Source organism: Arthrobacter sp. B3I9 (assembly GCF_030816935.1).
GTDB lineage: Bacteria > Actinomycetota > Actinomycetes > Actinomycetales > Micrococcaceae > Arthrobacter.
In genome coordinates, this window is record NZ_JAUSYO010000001.1 from 3086144 (window position 1) to 3102150 (window position 16007).

Here is a 16007-nt window from a genome sequence, read left to right on the forward strand (position 1 = left end):
ACCCATGAATGTACGCTACTTCGCTGCCGCGCGCGCTGCCGCAGGCGTGGACGAGGAACGTTATGAACTGTCCGCCGGCGACACCCTTGCGACCCTGCTCGAGGCGATCCTCGCCGTCGAGCGCCCCGAACCACCCGCAGGAACTCCGCCGCTGCCTCGTATCCTCTCCCGCTCCAGCTTCCTGCTCAATGAGGTTGCCGTGCGAGACCGCAGTGCGGCGCTGAAGCCGGACGACGTCGTGGATGTGCTGCCGCCCTTCGCCGGCGGTTAAGCCCGCTGCCAGGGCTCGGGTTGGGGACATGCCCATTGTTCGTGCCAACGGATGGACTTAACGGGACTATGCCCACTCCGCGGCCTGCGCGGAGGGCATGTCCAGCGGCGGACCTTTGGCTTGCAACGTTATGGCAACGCTTTCCGGGCGACCTGTAGCCGTAGCGCGTAGGCCTGCAGGGGACGACAATGGGCACGTGGCCCCCATTCGCCCCGGCGCGGACGGAGACGCGATGAACGCCGCGTCCCGAAAGATCCAGCGCATCTATCTCACCCTGACGCTGGGAAACACCCTCGCGGCGTCGTTCATCTGGGGAATCAACACACTCTTCCTGCTCGACGCCGGCCTCAGCAACCTCGAGGCGTTCGCCGCCAATGCCTTCTTTACGGCCGGTATGGTGCTCTTCGAGGTGCCCACCGGCGTGATCGCGGACGGGTGGGGGCGCCGCGTGTCGTTCCTCCTGGGCACCGTGACGCTGGCCGCCTCGACGTACCTCTACTACCTGCTGTGGCAGATCTCCGCCCCGTTCTGGTCCTGGGCGGTGGTGTCGGTCCTGCTCGGCCTGGGCTTCACCTTCTTCTCGGGGGCCGTCGAGGCCTGGCTCGTGGACGCTTTGCGCTACTCCGGGTATGAAGGCGCGCTTGAGCCGGTGCTCGGGCGGGGACAGATGGTGTCGGGCGTCGCGATGCTCGGCGGTTCGGTGGCCGGCGGCGTCATTGCGCAGGTGACCAACCTGGGCGTGCCGTTTCTGCTGCGGGTGGGCGTGCTGGTGGCCATGTTCGCTGTGGCCTTCGGGCTCATGCACGACGTCGGCTTCACCCCCGAACGCTCGCCGCGTCCCCTCCAGGCGACCCGGGCCGTGCTGTCCGCCTCGATCGAGAACGGCCTGAAGAACCCGCCCGTGCGGTACGTCATGCTGGCCGCGCCGTTCAGCGCCGGCGTGGCGTTTTATGTGTTCTACGCCCTGCAGCCTTATCTGCTGGAGCTCTTCGGTGACCCCCGTGCCTACTCCATCGCCGGCCTGGCGGCGGCGATCGTCGCCGGCGCCGAAGTGCTCGGCGGCTGGGTCGCACCCCGCATCCGGGGCCTGGTCCGCAAGCGCACCACAGTGCTGGTCCTCAGCGGCGTCGGCAGTTCCGTGATTCTGGTGGCGCTCGGGTTCACCCGGGTGTTCTGGGTTGCCCTGGTGCTGTTGACGCTCTGGGCCGTGGTGTCCTCGGCGGCCATCCCGGTGCGGCAGGCCTATCTGAACGACATGATCCCCTCGAGGCAACGGGCAACGGTGCTCAGCTTCGACTCGCTCATGGGATCAAGCGGTGGTGTGGTGGTGCAACCGCCACTGGGCCGGGCGGCCGACGTGTACGGTTACGCGGCGTCGCTGGCCGCCAGCGGCGTCATCGCTGTGATCGCGGTGCCGTTCCTGCTGGCGAGCCGCCGGCAGGCCCCCGCGGCGGACGAGGCCGCCACTGCAACGCCAGCGGCGAACGCCCCGCCGTCGTAAGCGTTCAGGCAGGTGTCCGGCCGGTTTCCGGCACCCGCCGGCAGACGGAGGTCATGAACGGGGTGAAGTCACTCGCGGCGCCCAGCCGGAGTCCGGCGCCATGGGTCAGGACGTCGTCATCCACCCGGAAGGTATGCCGGGCGATGCCCCGGTCACTTCGCCGCTCGACGGTCAGTATTCCCTCGTGCCAGCGGGCCGGAGCCGGCGCCTCAGGGGGCAGCCCCAGGCTGTTGACGTGGTACCACAGCCTGTCCGGCCGGTCCCTGTCGGCGGTGAACGCGCCATGCCCTTCCACAGTGTTTCCGTCGGCCTCGGTATGGCGGTAGATGGCGGTGACCGCCAGTCCCGCCGCGGCCCGGGCGAAGGTGATCGTCACACCGGCAGAGCGGGCGGGTCCCCAGGGGGTTGCTTCCCACTGCGTGGTGCCGGCCCAGTGGCCCAGGAAAGCCTGGAGCGCCTCGATGGCGCTGCCCGGCGGCGGACGGTCCATATCTTCCTTCCAGGGGGTTCCTTCCAGGGGGTTCCTTCCAGGGGGTTCCTTCCAGGTGGGTCCTTCCGTGTCAGAGACCGAAGGTTTCGCTCTCCTCGAAGGGCCCCACCACGGTGATGGTCCGGGGGGCGGCCGCGAGTTCGCGGGCAAGTTCCTGGACCTCGGCCGCAGTCACGGCTTTGATCTGGCGCAGCGTCTCGTCGATATCCTGGTATTCGCCGGACACGAGCTCGGCCCGGCCCAGCCGTGACATCCGGGAACCGGTGTCCTCGAGCGCCAGCACGATGCCGCCGCACAGCTGCCCGACTGCCTTGCGGAGTTCCTCGTCCGAGATGCCGCCCTCAGCTAGCTTGTCCAGTTCGGCGCCGAGGAGATCCAGCACCTGCCGGACCTTCGACGGCGTACAGCCGGCGTACATGCCGAAGTACCCGGCGTCGGCGTACGAGGACGCGAAGGAGTAGGTCGAGTAGACCAGCCCCCGCTTTTCGCGCACTTCCTGGAACAGCCGGGAGGACATGCCGCCGCCGAGCACTGCATTGAGCACGCTCATCACGAAGCGGCGGTCATCGGTGGCGACGATCGTGGGGCACCCCATGATGATGTTGGCCTGCTCGACGGGCCGCTTGACCACATGCAGGCCGGCGGTGCCGGTGATGTCGGCACGCTCGGTGGAGCGGCGCGGCACCGGCGCGGCGTCCGGCGCCAGGCTCCAGCCGGCTGAGTGCAGGGCATCCACCACCAGCCCGCAGACGACGTCGTGGTCCAGTCCCCCGGCGGCGGTAATGACCAGCTCATCCGGACGGTAATAGCGGCGGTAGTGGTCCCAGACGGAGTCCCGGGGGACGGCGCGGATGGCGTCGGGTGTGCCGCCGATCGGGCGCCCCAGCGGGTGCGTGCCGAGGACGGCCGCGACGAAGTGTTCGTGCGCGACGTCGGTGGGATCGTCGCTGTCCATCGCGATTTCCTCCAGGATGACGTCCCGTTCCTGCTCCATCTCCCGGGGATCGAGGACGGCTCCGGTGATCATATCGGCGATGACGTCGATCGCCATCGGCAGGTCGGTGTCCAGCACACGGGCGAAGTAGCAGGTGCTTTCCTTCGCGGTGGCGGCGTTCGATTCCCCGCCCACCTCGTCAAAGGCCGAGGCGATCTCGAGTGCGGTGCGGCGCCGGGTGCCCTTGAACAGCAGGTGCTCCAGGAAGTGCGTGGAGCCGTGCTGGCCCGGAGCCTCGTCGCGGGAGCCGACGCCGACCCAGAACCCGATGGTGGCCGAACGCTGGCCGGGCATCGCCTCGGTCAACACGCGGACGCCGCCGGGCAGGACCGAACGGCGCACCTCGGAGCCGCCGTCGGCGCCGTGGATCAGGGTGTCAGCATGCAGGTTCTGCTCAAGCGGCAGGGGAACGACAGTCATCAAGGCCTTTCAGTAAACAGTGCCAAATCTGCCTGCAATCGTACCTTTAACAAAAGCGGGGCCTAACAAAAAGCGGGGCCGGTGGAATTCTCCACCGGCCCCGCTTTTGCAATCAGGTGCGACTACTCTGCGGACTCCAGGGAGACCTCAGCGGTGTCAGCGTCCTGCGAGGCTTCCTCGTCCGCCACGACGGGCGAGAGGGAAAGCTTGCCGCGGTCATCGATCTTGGTGATTTCCACCTGGATCTTCTGGCCCACGGAGACGACGTCGTCGACGTTGTCCACGCGCTTGCCGCCGGCGATCTTGCGCAGCTCGGAGATGTGCAGCAGGCCGTCCTTGCCCGGGGTCAGCGAAACGAAGGCGCCGAAGGTGGTGGTCTTGACGACCGTGCCCAGGTAGCGCTCACCGATTTCGGGGACCTGCGGGTTGGCGATGGCGTTGATCGCGGACCGTGCTGCGTCGGCAGACGGGCCGTTCGTGGCGCCGATGTAGACAGTTCCGTCATCCTCGATCGAGATGTCGGCTCCGGTGTCTTCCTGGATCTGGTTGATCATCTTGCCCTTCGGGCCGATGACCTCGCCGATCTTGTCCACCGGGATCTTGACCGCGATGACGCGCGGCGCGAACTCGGAGAGCTCGTCCGGAGTGTCAATCGCGGAGTTCAGGACGTCCAGGATGTGCAGGCGGGCTTCGCGGGCCTGCTTCAGGGCAGCTGCCAGGACCGAGGCCGGGATGCCGTCGAGCTTGGTGTCCAGCTGGATGGCGGTAACGAACTCGGCGGTACCGGCGACCTTGAAGTCCATGTCGCCGAAGGCATCTTCGGCGCCGAGGATGTCGGTCAGGGCGGCGTACCGGGTCTGGCCGTCAACCTGGTCGGAAACCAGGCCCATGGCGATGCCCGCAACCGCAGCCTTCAGCGGCACACCTGCGTTGAGCAGCGACAGCGTGGAGGCGCAGACGGAACCCATCGACGTCGAACCGTTGGAGCTGAGGGCCTCAGACACCTGGCGGATGGCGTAGGGGAATTCCTCGCGGGTGGGCAGCACCGGCATGATGGCGCGCTCGGCGAGGGCACCGTGGCCGATTTCGCGGCGCTTCGGGGAACCGACGCGGCCGGTCTCGCCGGTGGAGTACGGCGGGAAGTTGTAGTTGTGCATGTAGCGCTTGCGCGTCACGGGAGACAGCGAGTCGATCTGCTGTTCCATCTTGAGCATGTTCAGCGTGGTGACACCCATGATCTGGGTCTCGCCGCGTTCGAAGATGGCCGAGCCGTGGACGCGGGGCAGGACCTCGACCTCTGCGGTGAGCTGGCGGATGTCCGTCAGGCCGCGGCCGTCGATGCGGATCTGGTCCTTGAGGATGCGCTGGCGCACAACCTGCTTGGTGACGGAGCGGAAGGCAGCGGAGAGTTCCTTCTCGCGGCCTTCGAACTGGCCGGCCAGGGAAGAGGTGACCTCGTCCTTGAGCGCGTCCGAAGCGTCGTTGCGCTCGGTCTTGTCTGGGATCTGGAAGACGGCGGTCAGCTTGTCGGCTGCGGCGGACTCGACGGCTGCGTAAACGTCGTCCTCGTAGTCCAGGAAGATCGGGAACTCAACGGTCGGCTTGGCGGCGCGGGCTGCCAGGTCGGCCTGAGCTTCACAAAGCGCCTTGATGAACGGCTTTGCAGCCTCGAGGCCCTCGGAAACAACCTCTTCGGTGGGGGCGGTGGCGCCCTGTTCCTTGATGAGGTTCCAGGAGTTGTCGGTGGCTTCGGCTTCAACCATCATGATGGCGACGTCGTCCCCGGCGATGCGGCCTGCAACAACCATGTTGAAGACGGCGTTCTCGAGCTGGGAGTGCTTCGGGAAAGCAACCCACTGGGTGCCGTTCTCGTCGGCGACGAGGGCAACGCGGACGCCGCCGATCGGACCGGAGAAGGGCAGGCCGGAGAGCTGGGTGGACATGGAGGAAGCGTTGATTGCAACCACGTCGTAGAGCTCGTCCGGGTTGATGGAGAGCACGGTGACGACGATCTGGACCTCGTTGCGCAGGCCCTTGACGAAGGCGGGGCGCAGCGGGCGGTCCATCAGGCGGCAGGCCAGGATGGCTTCCGTGGAGGGGCGGCCTTCGCGGCGGAAGAACGAACCCGGGATGCGGCCGGCGGCGTACATGCGCTCTTCGACGTCGACGGTCAGCGGGAAGAAGTCGAAGCCTTCGCGCGGGTGCTTGCCGGCCGTGGTGGCGGACAGCAGCGCGGTGTCTTCGTCGATGTAGACCATCGCTGCGCCGGCTGCCTGCTTGGCAAGACGGCCGGTTTCAAAGCGGATTACACGCTTGCCGAAGCGGCCGTTATCAATGACTGCTTCTGAGAACTGGATTTCGGGACCCTCCAAGAGAGTCACCTCCGTTTCATGGTTCACGGAGTCCAGCCGCATCAACCCAGCCCAGCATCTGTCTACTGGCCTGCACTGCACCCGGTCATCGATCGAGACCCACGGGCCGGGCTTCGTTCCTTTGAAGCCGTTCCCGGGAATCACTACCGAAGACCGCGAATGCGTGATGCGGTTGATCCTCCTGTTGAGTTTTTGAAGAAGGCGGCCCCTTTCCGTTAAGGAGGGGGCCGCCCCCTAAAGCTGACTAGCGGCGCAGGCCGAGACGCTCGATGAGCGCACGGTAGCGGGCGATGTCAGTGTTCTTGAGGTAGGTCAGCATGCGCTTGCGGCGACCAACCATGGCCAGCAGACCGCGCTGGGTGTGGTAATCGTGCTTGTGCACCTTCATGTGCTCAGTGAGATCCTTGATCCGCTGAGTCAGGACTGCAACCTGGACCTCCGGCGAACCGGTGTCGCCCTCGGACGTTGCGAATTCCTGGATGATGGACTGCTTTACAGCGGCTTCAAGTGCCACAATAACTCCTAGAGATGTGCCGTGAGGCCCGAAACAGTAACTCACTGCCGGGGGTGCCGCGCCGGGAATCTCCTCCGAAGAGGACAATCGCCGTTCACAACAAGAGCCAGCCGCCACGGACTGCAGCCGGATCCAACGATTAGTTTACCGGCCCGGCCGTGATCTTGTCGAAACCGGAGCCCCGCAGCCGGTCCCGGATCGCGGCGACGCCGCGGTAGAGCTCGGCAAAGGACGTGCTGAGCGGCGAAAGCCCGATCCGGATGCCGTGCGGGGCCCGGAAGTCAGGGATGACATCCTGCTCCCAGAGGGCAGCGGTCATTTCCCGGAACGCCGGGTGGTCCACCGTGACGTGGCTGCCGCGTTCGTCGGGGTTCCGCGGCGTTGCGAGGGACACTCCCGCCGGCGCGAGCCAGGCGTCATGCAGTTCAATGGCGAACGCAGTCAGCAGCCGGGACTTCTCCCGGACGGCCGCCATGCCCACTTCCTCCAGCAGGTCCAGCGTTCCGCGCATGGCCAGCATCCCGAAGATGGCCGGGGTTCCGCTGAGGAAGCCGCGGATGCCGCTGGCAGCCTCGTAGCCCGGGCCCATCTCAAAGGCATCCTTGCGCCCCATCCAGCCCCAAATCGGCTGCTGCAGGCCGGCAAGATGCCGGGCGTTGACGTACGCGAACGCCGGCGACCCCGGTCCCCCGTTCAGGTACTTGTAGGTGCACCCTGCGGCAAAGTCGACGCCGGCCTCGTCCAGGTTGATCTCCACCGAACCGGCGGAGTGGCACAGGTCCCACACCACCAGCGCGCCGGCGTCGTGCACGGCAGCAGTAATTCCTGGCAAATCCGCGAGGTGCCCGGAGCGGTAGGCGATCTGGCTCAGGACCACGACGGCGGTGGCCGGTCCGGTCACCGCGCGCACCTGTTCGACGGACACACCGGAAGCGGGATCGGCGTCGATCCAGCGCAGGGTGAGCCCCTCTTCGCGGGCGATGCCCTCGACGAGGTAGCGGTCGGTGGGGAAATTCTCGGTGTCCAGCACGATTTCGGTGCGGGCCGGATCGGTGCCGGCAGCCACCGCGGCGCGGATCAGCTTGTAGAGCACCACCGTGGTCGAGTCGGCGATGATGGTCTGTCCCGGCGCCGCGCCGAGGACGGACCGTCCGAGCTGGTCGCCGATGGCTTGCGGGAGTTCCAGCCATTCCTCGTCCCAGCCCCGGATCAGCCGGCCGCCCCAGCCCTCTTCGATGAACCGGCCGATGTCCGCTGCCGTCCGCTTGAGCGGGCGGCCCAGCGAATTCCCGTCGAGGTAGGACAGATCCGTGTCCGTTCCGACGAAGTGCGCGCGGTACGCGGCCAGTGGATCGGCGGCGTCGAGTTCGAGGGCCCGCTGCCAGAGGACGTCCGTTGCCTTGGTGCCGGTGCCGATGCTCACTGGCCGATCTCCGTCCGCACCGCGAAGAGCTCGGGGAAGAACGTCAGCTCGAGGGCCTTCTGCAGGAAGGCCGCCCCGCTGGAACCGCCCGTGCCGGTCTTCATGCCGATGGTCCGCTGCACCGTGCGCAGGTGGCGGAAACGCCAGAGCTGGAAGTTGTCCTCGAGGTCCACAAGCTCCTCGCAGGCCTCGTAGGCGCCCCAGTTGTCCGCGGCGTTCTCGTAGATGTGCTTGAAGACGGGGACCAGCTCGGGGCAGAACTCGTGAGCCTTGGTCACGTCCCGTTCCAGCAGGGACGCCGGGACGTCGAAGCCCTGGCGTTTGAGGTAGGCCAGGAAGTCGTCGTAGATGCTCGGGGATTCGAGAAGTTCCAGCAGCATCGCGTGGGCCTCGGGGTCGGATTCGAAGACCGGGAGCATCTTGCGGTTCTTGTTTCCGAGCAGGAACTCGACCGCGCGGTACTGGCTGGACTGGAAGCCCGATGAATTGCCCAGGAACCCGCGGAACTGCGAATACTCGGTGGGAGTCAGGGTGGCCAGCACGGACCACTGCTCGGTCAGCGTCTTCTGGATGTGCTTGACTCGGGCGATCGCCTTCAGCGCCGAGCCGAGGTCGTCCGCGCGGAGCCACGCCGCCGCGCTGCGGAGCTCGTGCAGGACCAGCTTCAGCCACAGCTCGGTGGTCTGGTGCTGGATGATGAACAGCAGCTCGTCGTGGTGCTCGGGCGAGCTGACCGGCTTCTGGGCACTGAGCAGCGTCGGCAGCTGCAGATAGGACGCATAGCTCATCCGGGAGCTGAAGTCGCGGACAATGTCCTTGTCCAGCTCCCTGGTGTTCTTCTCGAGAGTCACCGTCTTGCCTTTCTTTGCCAGCTCGCTGTGCGCGGACGCAGCTGTGCGGTCCGTGAGCGCCGTGCGGTCAGTGCGCGAACAGGATCTCGTGGGCCTGGACGACGTCCAGCCGCATCTGGTCCACCAACGCTTCAGGGCCACGGTACGCCACCATGCCACGCAGCCTGTCGACGAATTCAACCACCACTGTCTGGTCGTACAGATCGAAGTCCTCCACGGCCTCGTCCGGACGGTCGATGACGTGAGCCTCCACCTGGCGGCTTACGCCGTCGAACGTGGGGTTGGAACCGACGGAGATCGCGGCGGGCCAGCGGGTGCCTGCCTCGTCCACGAGCCAGCCGGCGTAGATACCGTCCGCAGGGATGTAGCCGGTGGCGCTGGACGCGAGGTTGGCGGTGGGAAAGCCGAGGTCACGGCCGCGGGCGGCGCCGTGCACCACTTCACCGCGCATCCGGTGGGGCCGGCCGAGGACGGCGGCGGCGGTGGCGACGTCGCCCTCCCCAAGGGCCTCGCGGACCCAGGTGGAGGAGCAACGGCGGTCCGTGCCGGCGTCGTTATGGATGGGGAACCCTTCGGAACCAAACTCGCTGATGACCAGCACTTCAAAGCCAAGCTTCTTCCCGAGTTCCTGCATGGTGTGCAGGTCCCCCGAATTGCCCCGGCCGAACCGCGCGTCGTGGCCGATCACCACGTGGCTTGCGCGGAGGCTGCCAACCAGGACGCTCGCGACGAATTCCTCGGGCGTCAGGCTGGCCAGTTCAAGCGAGTACTTCATCACCAGCACGGCGTCGAGGCCGAGCTCGCCGAGGGCGGCCAGCTTGTCCTCCAGTCCCATGATCAGTTCGGGGGCCGCCTCAGGCCGGTGCACCTGTGCGGGGTGCGGGTCGAAGGTGATGGCGACGGCGCGGGCATGGTTCAGGCGGGCGATGCGGATGAGCTGGGACAGCACCTGCTGATGTCCCCGGTGCACGCCGTCGAAGTTGCCGAACGTGACGACGGAAGGACCGAAGTCCGCCGGGACCTCGGACGGATCGTTCCAGATGTGGACCATCAACCTCGCCTTTTGCTGCCTGCCATGAGCTTGTCCGGAGAATTAGTGCCGGCTCCGGAACTCTCTAAGATTACCTGCAATCACCGCCGGGCCCGGACGCTCCCGGCGGGCCCCGCAGGCGGCGCCTTCCACGGTGCTTCGGACCCGGTCTAGGATGCTAGGGCAACACTCTTGCGGCGTCTGCGCAGTCGCCGATTCACCTCGTCCCCGCGTTCCGGCGCGGCTGAAGGAGTAGACCATGACTGAGCTCAACGACATCCTCGGGCAGATCCCGGTAGACCAGATTGCCGGCATGCTCGGCACGGACCGGCAGACGGCGCAGGCAGCCGTGGAGGCGGCCGTCCCCACCCTGCTGGCGGGGATGCACAACAACGCCCAGGCCCCCGACGGCGCCGCCTCGCTCGAGTCGGCCCTCGGCCAGCACCAGAACGGTCTGATCGACGGAGGCGTGGACGCGGCGCAGGTCGACACCGCCGATGGGGAAAAAATCGTCAGCCACGTCTTCGGCGGACAGCAGGACCAGGTGGCCAACCAGCTGGCCGGCACCGCGCAGCTGGGCGGCGTCGGCGGGGACCTCGTCAAGAAGCTCCTTCCGATCCTGGCGCCGATCGTGATGTCCTACCTCGCCAAGAAGGTCCTCGGTGGAGGCGGGCAGTCGGATGCGGGTGGGGCCGGCCGGGCCGGCGGCATTGACCTCGGCGGGATCCTGGGCGGGATGCTGGGCGGCGCCGGTGCAGGCAGTGGCGGCGGTCAGGGCGGCATCGGCGACCTGCTGGGCGGGCTGCTCGGCGGCGGCAAGGGGCAGGACAGGCAGCTCGCCCCCGACGCCGGGCTGGACAGCCGGCTGGACCCTCAGTCCGCTCCCATGGACCAGGCCCCGGGCCAGCCCGCCGGCGGCGCACCCGTGCCCGGTGAGCTGGTCGAGGTCGACCTCCCCGAGAGCCAGCCGGAAGAGCGGAAGAACGACGACGGCGGTGACGGCGGCATCGGCGGCCTGCTGGGCGGACTCTTCGGGAAGAAGTAGGGCACTCCCCCGACATTTCCAGCCGGCATGGCCCTGCCGGGCCGTCAGGGCCGGCCCGGCATGGACCGGTCCGCGACGCGCGGCTATCTTCGGAGGATGAGGAGCCAAGCAGGGGCGGTGCTGACATCGCTTCTGGCTTGTGTTCTGACGGCGGGTTGCGGCTTCTTTCCCGGCTCCCGGACCGAGACATGCGTTGACTGGATCCGCTTCGAGACACCGCAGGAACTGTTCGACGATGCCGCCCTGGTGGTTGTCGGCACGCCGAAGGGGCGGGACGGGAAAACCAGCATCTACGGCTACAGCAGCCAGGTGCACCTTGTTGAGGTGGAGACTGTGGTCAAGGGTCAGCCGGGTCCAGGCCTCCTTCGCGTGGTGTCGACTCCGGAAACCTGCACCGGAGGGGTTTCCTACCCGCGCGGAGACCCGCTCGACGGGGAGCAGCGGATGCTGATCTACGCGTCCCGGCAGCAGGACGGATGGTTCACCCTGACACCGGCCCAGGGTGCCGTCCCGTTTGAACGGGGCGCCGCCCTCCCGTTCCGGGCGTCCTGAACGCTGAACCTGAACGCCCGAAGAGGTCGCGGTGTCTGACGCGGACCTAGGTGCGGGGACGGGATGAACCAGACATGGCCCCCCCGCGTTCCCCTCGAGTAACACTTCTGCCGCAACCGAGGGTGCCCGTGGCAAGCTGTAACGATGGACAGAACAACTGCCGCGAACCCGGCCACTGCAGGATCGGCGCCATACAGTTCTTCACCGCCGGACGAATTGCGCCGCCCGCTGGGACCGCGCGACCCGGGCGACGCATGGGTCGAGGGTGACCGCGGACGGTTCTGGGGCCGCTTCGGCTCCGCCGGGCTCCTTGTCCATGACCCCGCCAAGGGCGTCCTGCTCCAGCACCGCGCACTCTGGAGTGACAAGGGCGGAACATGGGGCCTCCCCGGCGGGGCCCTGCACCAGGGCGAGGAAGCCGTGCACGGGGCTCTTCGCGAAGCGCAGGAAGAAGCCGCCGTCCCGCCGGAGAACGTCAGGGTCCTGTTCACCTCGGTGTTCGACGTCGGCTACTGGAGCTACACAACGGTCGTGGTCGAGGTCCTGCAGCCGTTTGATCCGGCCATCAGCGACCCGGAGAGCCTTGAACTGCAGTGGGTCCCGCTGGACCGGGTCGGAGACAAGGACCTGCACCCCGGTTTCGGCGCATCCTGGCCGGACTTGCAACGCCGGTTGCTGGAGGCGTCCACAACGCTGTGACTGGCCCGCCGGAAGGCTCGGGCTGAATTTCGGGGGGCACGGGCGCCGGCGCAGTGGAGTCCCACGATTGCGCCGGCGCCCGCCTGACCTTTCCGCCCGCGGGGAGCGAGTCAGCCGGTGGCTACTGTTTCCAGGGTCGAGCGGTCCTGTGTCCGGGCGGCGATCACGGATTCCCGCATACGCTCGGCGATGGAATCCCAGTGGTATCTCTTGAGCAGCTCTTTTGTGCCGGGATCCGGCCGGGCCGCTGACTTCCGGCGTCCCAGCCGCGTGCACAGGGCGGCGAATTCTTCCGGGCGGCTGCGCAGATGCACCACCGACGAGAAATCGGCGACGACGTCGGGCACGTGCGTGGAAATGACGGGCAGTCCTCCGGCCAGGTACTCCAACGTCTTCGTTGGGCTGATGGCGCGGGTTGCCTCGTTTATGGCAAATGGCATCAGTGCGACGTCCAGCCCGGCCATGACCTCCGGCAGCTCGGCGTAGCACTTGTGCCCTGCGTAGGTGATGTTTGGAGCCTTGGGGAGGTCCCCGGGGTCGATCTTCGCCACCGGACCGACCATTCTGATTTCCCAGTTGGGCAGCGCTGCCGCTATCCCCGCGATCAGCTCCAGGTCCAGGCGCTCATCGATGACGCCGACGTAGCCAGCTACGGGCCGGTCGGAGGCAGGGTCGGGCCTGGTGAGCGCCGGGCGGTAGTGCTCGGGGGCTACGCCGCTGGGCAGGAGCTGCGCATCGGAGCGCCCCTGCCGGACGATGGAGCTGTGGATGGATCGTCCCCCGGCGAAGACGACGTCGGCAAGGCGCAGTGCCTGTTTTTGCCGGACGACAAGCTCCGGAGCGGCGTCCTTGAAGGCAGCGAGGTCGTCCATCACGTCATAGACCAGCGTGGTCGGTTGGAGGGCGAGGGCGATTTCCAGCGCCAGCGGCGTGTAGAGCCACACCACCCTGTCCCCGTCCGGCAGACCGATGAGCTCAGGCAATTGCTCTATGTAGTGGGGCACTATGTGGTCGAAGAACCCGACGTGCCGGCCTTCGTCCGGGATTTCCAGCCAGGCACGCGTCAGTCCGTCAGCCGTGCAACTCGCCATCCGGTTGGGTTCGGACGGGCCTCCCGGTGGTGAGAGGGGTTCTTCGATGAACCAGGTGGCTTGGTGGGCGCTGATCCTGGAGACGAGCTGCTGGGGACGCTGCCATACCCAGTCCCAACGGAGGTGTGAAAGTACTATCAGTTCACTTTTCATCGACGATCCTCAATTCCATGCGGGTTTCCTGATGAAACTTGTGTTCCGGCTCCGGGTCCGGCGTTGGTGACCAGGTCCAGTGGGACATCTGCGGCAGGTAGCCCGTGAGCCAGCTGGCGACGGGTTCGGCAAAGGGGTAGGCGGGCAGGTCAGCCGCAGGGCGACCGAGCGCAGCAAGTGCATACGAGTCGGACATGGCCGAGGGCCTTCGGGTCAGCTCCCGGTCCAGCCAGTAGACCCCGACAGGGTCGATGTTGCCCTTGCAACGGAACAGCAGCGAATCCCAGTCTGTGGAGTCGATGAAGGGGAACCAGCACAGGCCTTCGATCGGCACGCCCATGGCTTGGGCCACCTCGCACTGCTCCAGCACGTATTTGAACCAGGTTGCCCTGTCCGAACTGGTACCACGGATATTGGTTTCCGTGATTATGCAGGGCAGCCGGTACCGCTGCCAGTAGTCGTGGATCTGTTGCGCGAGCGGAAGCGGCTGCAAGGTGGGCGCGCTGCCTCCTCCTGATCCGAAATTCCACTGGCAGTGCGCGTAGTAGTCCAGCCCCAGCGTGTCGATCCGGCCGGGAGCCAGGTCCAGCAAGCGCTTCCCCCCGGCCTCGCGCAGCGGTGCCGCCATCAGCCCGTCAGGGTCGTAGCCCCGTCCAAGGAACGCGTCAATGACGAGGAAACGGCGCTCGTTCGCCATCTGGGCGTAGGCGATTCCGGCCGGGCTGGAGCCGGTGTGGTTTTCGCAGGTATCCACCCAGACGTGCCGGGCGTCGGGCAGCAGTTCCGCATAAAACCGGCTTGCCTCAGCGAGCGAGGGCAGCACGTTCAGGATCAAATCAACGAAAGCGTCCAGCCCCTTGTGGTACGGCGGCCAGATCGCCTCGTGTCCACAGAGGAACAACGTGGAGAACGGCTCGTTGAAGAGAGTGTATTCACGGATCCAGGGATAGCGCAGGGCCAGCGCCTCTGCGTAACGGAGGTAAGCGGATCCGAACCGGGGGTCAGCGAAGCCGCCGGTCAGCCAGCGGGGGTAGCTGGTGTGGTGGACCAGATCGACGATGGGCTCGAACCCATGATCCCGGAGGTAGTGCATGACCTTGTCGGTGGATGACCAGTCGTATTTTCCCTCCTCCGCTTCGACGCGGTGCCACCGCACCGGGTACCGCAGCCGTTTGACGCCAGTGGCCGCGAGTAGCTGAAGGTCCTGCTTCCAGCTGACGTCGTGACCGGTGGTTTCAGCAATGTCCCTGTCGTGCGCCGGGAGATAGGTGGTCTCGAAACCACCGATGATGTCGATGCCTTGTCGGCGCACTCTGGACGGGGCATTCATTCCACCACTCCCCGGGAAAGGGAATGATCCGGTCGTGCACACTTAGCTTTGCGTTGCTCCATCATGACCTTTCAGCCAGTCCCCCTGATTGGGGAACTTTCGCCAGGCAGGGGGGGTAACCCCTGGGACGGATCCTGCATACCGCCGAAGTGGCCACATCATAAGCACACTTAGTTGTTAGTAGCCATAGGCTTCATGAGTATTTCTTGGGACGCCCCCGGCGCCAGTTCGCCGAAATCACCAATAACCCCTCTTCCCATCGCACCGGGGATGTAGGTAGCCTGATGCAATCACGGCTCTGCAATCAGGCTCACCGAGGTCAGCTCAGGGCGGTGACGGCGGCTCGTGAAGCAGGGCCATTTTGCACCGTGGGGAAGAACCTATGACGGCAAAAAGTGCGGAAGTTTCAGTGGTCCGGCGGGCGTCGCAAACCGCCGGTAGTGTGCTCGCGGCAGCGGGCCTGGCGGGTTGTTCTGCGGAGGTGCAGCGGGGCTGGCTTCCGACCGAACGCGATACCACCAATCACACCCCGGAAATCATGGACCTCTGGGTGAACTCCTGGGTCGCTGCCGTGGTGGTGGGAATCATTACCTGGGGTCTCATTCTGTGGTGCGTAGTTGCTTACCGCCGAAGGAAAAACACAGAGGGATTCCCCCACCAGCTCAGCTACAACCTTCCGCTTGAGGTGTTTTATCTCTCCGTTCCCCTCATGATCGTGGGCGTGCTGTTCATCTTCACCACCAGGGAGCAACAGGCCATCGATGCCAGATACCAGGACCCCGACGTCGTAATCGATGTCCGCGGTAAGCAGTGGTCGTGGGACTTCAATTACGTCAAGGAAGATGTCCACGAGGACCCAGGTGTCCAAACGCACCAGACGGGCGCGGTGGGCGCCCGCGAACGCGTTCCCGTTCTTTATCTTCCGGTCGGAAAGCGGGTGGAACTGCAACTCAATTCCCGGGACGTGCAGCATTCGTTCTGGGTGCCGGCGTTCCTGCAAAAGCGCGACCTGTACCCGGACGCCCGCGAAATAAACCGGTACATCAGCGTCACGCCCGGCCGGACCGGCGACTTTGACGGCAAATGCGCGGAGCTTTGTGGCGAATTCCACTCCGAGATGCTCTTTCGGGTGAAGGTCGTCTCGCAGCAGGAGTATGAATCCCACATCGCGGCACTCCGCGCCAAGGGCAACACCGGAATCCGCGGCGATGAATACGACAGGGCCCCGGGGCAGCCCGCGTTGGCACACTGAAAACAGAGGTAGGCAGACA

The 16007-nt window shown here is 66.2% G+C and carries 15 protein-coding genes; 6 read left to right on the forward strand and 9 right to left on the reverse strand.

Annotation, left to right across the window (positions count from 1 at the left end; all coding sequences use genetic code 11):
• Positions 1-4 precede the first annotated feature (4 nt).
• Together QFZ65_RS14370 and QFZ65_RS14375 are read left to right on the forward strand one after the other, a co-directional pair.
• On the forward strand, positions 5-271 hold the full coding sequence (locus QFZ65_RS14370) for a MoaD/ThiS family protein (RefSeq protein ID WP_306911385.1): 267 nt from the start codon (positions 5-7) through the stop codon (positions 269-271).
• 232 nt (positions 272-503) lie between these two features.
• On the forward strand, positions 504-1772 hold the full coding sequence (locus QFZ65_RS14375) for an MFS transporter (RefSeq protein ID WP_306912593.1): 1269 nt from the start codon (positions 504-506) through the stop codon (positions 1770-1772).
• 4 nt (positions 1773-1776) lie between these two features.
• On the opposite strand, the gene QFZ65_RS14380 is transcribed toward QFZ65_RS14375, so the two are convergent.
• From QFZ65_RS14380 to QFZ65_RS14410, 7 genes are all read right to left on the reverse strand, one after another.
• Positions 1777-2262: a DUF1579 domain-containing protein gene (locus tag QFZ65_RS14380; RefSeq protein WP_306911386.1), complete on the reverse strand. Its 486-nt coding sequence runs from the start codon at positions 2260-2262 to the stop codon at positions 1777-1779.
• Between the two features lie 70 nt (positions 2263-2332).
• Positions 2333-3676: a pitrilysin family protein gene (locus QFZ65_RS14385; RefSeq protein WP_306911387.1), complete on the reverse strand. Its 1344-nt coding sequence runs from the start codon at positions 3674-3676 to the stop codon at positions 2333-2335.
• Positions 3677-3798: 122 nt separating this feature from the next.
• Positions 3799-6048 carry a polyribonucleotide nucleotidyltransferase gene (locus tag QFZ65_RS14390; protein WP_306911388.1) on the reverse strand — a complete coding sequence of 750 codons (2250 nt, stop codon included), beginning with the start codon at positions 6046-6048 and terminating at the stop codon, positions 3799-3801.
• A 244-nt stretch (positions 6049-6292) separates the two neighbouring features.
• The gene (gene rpsO, locus QFZ65_RS14395; protein WP_306911389.1) at positions 6293-6562 is read right to left on the reverse strand and encodes a 30S ribosomal protein S15; all 270 of its coding nucleotides are present in this window, start codon (positions 6560-6562) and stop codon (positions 6293-6295) included.
• 139 nt (positions 6563-6701) lie between these two features.
• Entirely contained in the window at positions 6702-7985 is a 1284-nt protein-coding gene (kynU, locus tag QFZ65_RS14400) for a kynureninase (RefSeq protein WP_306911390.1), read from the reverse strand.
• A complete protein-coding gene (gene kynA / locus QFZ65_RS14405) occupies positions 7982-8836 on the reverse strand; it encodes a tryptophan 2,3-dioxygenase (RefSeq protein ID WP_306911391.1) in 855 nt (284 codons plus the stop codon). The genes kynU and kynA overlap by 4 nt, the downstream gene beginning before the upstream one ends.
• A 67-nt stretch (positions 8837-8903) precedes the next feature.
• Positions 8904-9887, reverse strand: coding sequence for a bifunctional riboflavin kinase/FAD synthetase (locus QFZ65_RS14410; RefSeq protein WP_306911392.1), 984 nt, complete (start codon positions 9885-9887; stop codon positions 8904-8906).
• Between the two features lie 238 nt (positions 9888-10125).
• Between QFZ65_RS14410 and QFZ65_RS14415 the strand changes: the two genes are divergently transcribed.
• The 3 genes from QFZ65_RS14415 (at position 10126) to QFZ65_RS14425 (ending at position 12162) form a co-directional block, all read left to right on the forward strand.
• Positions 10126-10911 carry a DUF937 domain-containing protein gene (locus QFZ65_RS14415; protein WP_306911393.1) on the forward strand — a complete coding sequence of 262 codons (786 nt, stop codon included), beginning with the start codon at positions 10126-10128 and terminating at the stop codon, positions 10909-10911.
• Positions 10912-11007: 96 nt separating this feature from the next.
• Positions 11008-11463: a hypothetical protein gene (locus tag QFZ65_RS14420; protein ID WP_306911394.1), complete on the forward strand. Its 456-nt coding sequence runs from the start codon at positions 11008-11010 to the stop codon at positions 11461-11463.
• A 144-nt stretch (positions 11464-11607) separates the two neighbouring features.
• The gene (locus tag QFZ65_RS14425; protein WP_306911395.1) at positions 11608-12162 is read left to right on the forward strand and encodes an NUDIX domain-containing protein; all 555 of its coding nucleotides are present in this window, start codon (positions 11608-11610) and stop codon (positions 12160-12162) included.
• A gap of 110 nt (positions 12163-12272) precedes the next feature.
• On the opposite strand, the gene QFZ65_RS14430 is transcribed toward QFZ65_RS14425, so the two are convergent.
• Positions 12273-13406 carry a glycosyltransferase gene (locus QFZ65_RS14430; RefSeq protein WP_306911396.1) on the reverse strand — a complete coding sequence of 378 codons (1134 nt, stop codon included), beginning with the start codon at positions 13404-13406 and terminating at the stop codon, positions 12273-12275.
• On the reverse strand, positions 13396-14736 hold the full coding sequence (locus QFZ65_RS14435; protein ID WP_306911397.1) for a family 1 glycosylhydrolase: 1341 nt from the start codon (positions 14734-14736) through the stop codon (positions 13396-13398). The genes QFZ65_RS14430 and QFZ65_RS14435 overlap by 11 nt, the downstream gene beginning before the upstream one ends.
• A 382-nt stretch (positions 14737-15118) precedes the next feature.
• On the opposite strand from QFZ65_RS14435, the gene QFZ65_RS14440 reads away from it, so the two are divergent.
• The gene (locus tag QFZ65_RS14440; RefSeq protein ID WP_306911398.1) at positions 15119-15988 is read left to right on the forward strand and encodes a cytochrome c oxidase subunit II; all 870 of its coding nucleotides are present in this window, start codon (positions 15119-15121) and stop codon (positions 15986-15988) included.
• Positions 15989-16007 lie beyond the last annotated feature (19 nt).

Bases quoted from the DNA above. Each gene is read 5' to 3' on its own strand.
- QFZ65_RS14380 (WP_306911386.1), bottom strand. From the start codon at position 2,262: ATGGACCGTCCGCCGCCGGGCAGCGCCATCGAGGCGCTCCAGGCTTTC.
- QFZ65_RS14435 (WP_306911397.1), bottom strand. From the start codon at position 14,736: ATGAATGCCCCGTCCAGAGTGCGCCGACAAGGCATCGACATCATCGGT.
- QFZ65_RS14415 (WP_306911393.1), top strand. From the start codon at position 10,126: ATGACTGAGCTCAACGACATCCTCGGGCAGATCCCGGTAGACCAGATT.
- QFZ65_RS14440 (WP_306911398.1), top strand. From the start codon at position 15,119: ATGACGGCAAAAAGTGCGGAAGTTTCAGTGGTCCGGCGGGCGTCGCAA.
- QFZ65_RS14385 (WP_306911387.1), bottom strand. From the start codon at position 3,676: ATGACTGTCGTTCCCCTGCCGCTTGAGCAGAACCTGCATGCTGACACC.
- QFZ65_RS14375 (WP_306912593.1), top strand. From the start codon at position 504: ATGAACGCCGCGTCCCGAAAGATCCAGCGCATCTATCTCACCCTGACG.
- QFZ65_RS14370 (WP_306911385.1), top strand. From the start codon at position 5: ATGAATGTACGCTACTTCGCTGCCGCGCGCGCTGCCGCAGGCGTGGAC.
- QFZ65_RS14420 (WP_306911394.1), top strand. From the start codon at position 11,008: ATGAGGAGCCAAGCAGGGGCGGTGCTGACATCGCTTCTGGCTTGTGTT.
- QFZ65_RS14425 (WP_306911395.1), top strand. From the start codon at position 11,608: ATGGACAGAACAACTGCCGCGAACCCGGCCACTGCAGGATCGGCGCCA.
- QFZ65_RS14410 (WP_306911392.1), bottom strand. From the start codon at position 9,887: ATGGTCCACATCTGGAACGATCCGTCCGAGGTCCCGGCGGACTTCGGT.
- QFZ65_RS14430 (WP_306911396.1), bottom strand. From the start codon at position 13,406: ATGAAAAGTGAACTGATAGTACTTTCACACCTCCGTTGGGACTGGGTA.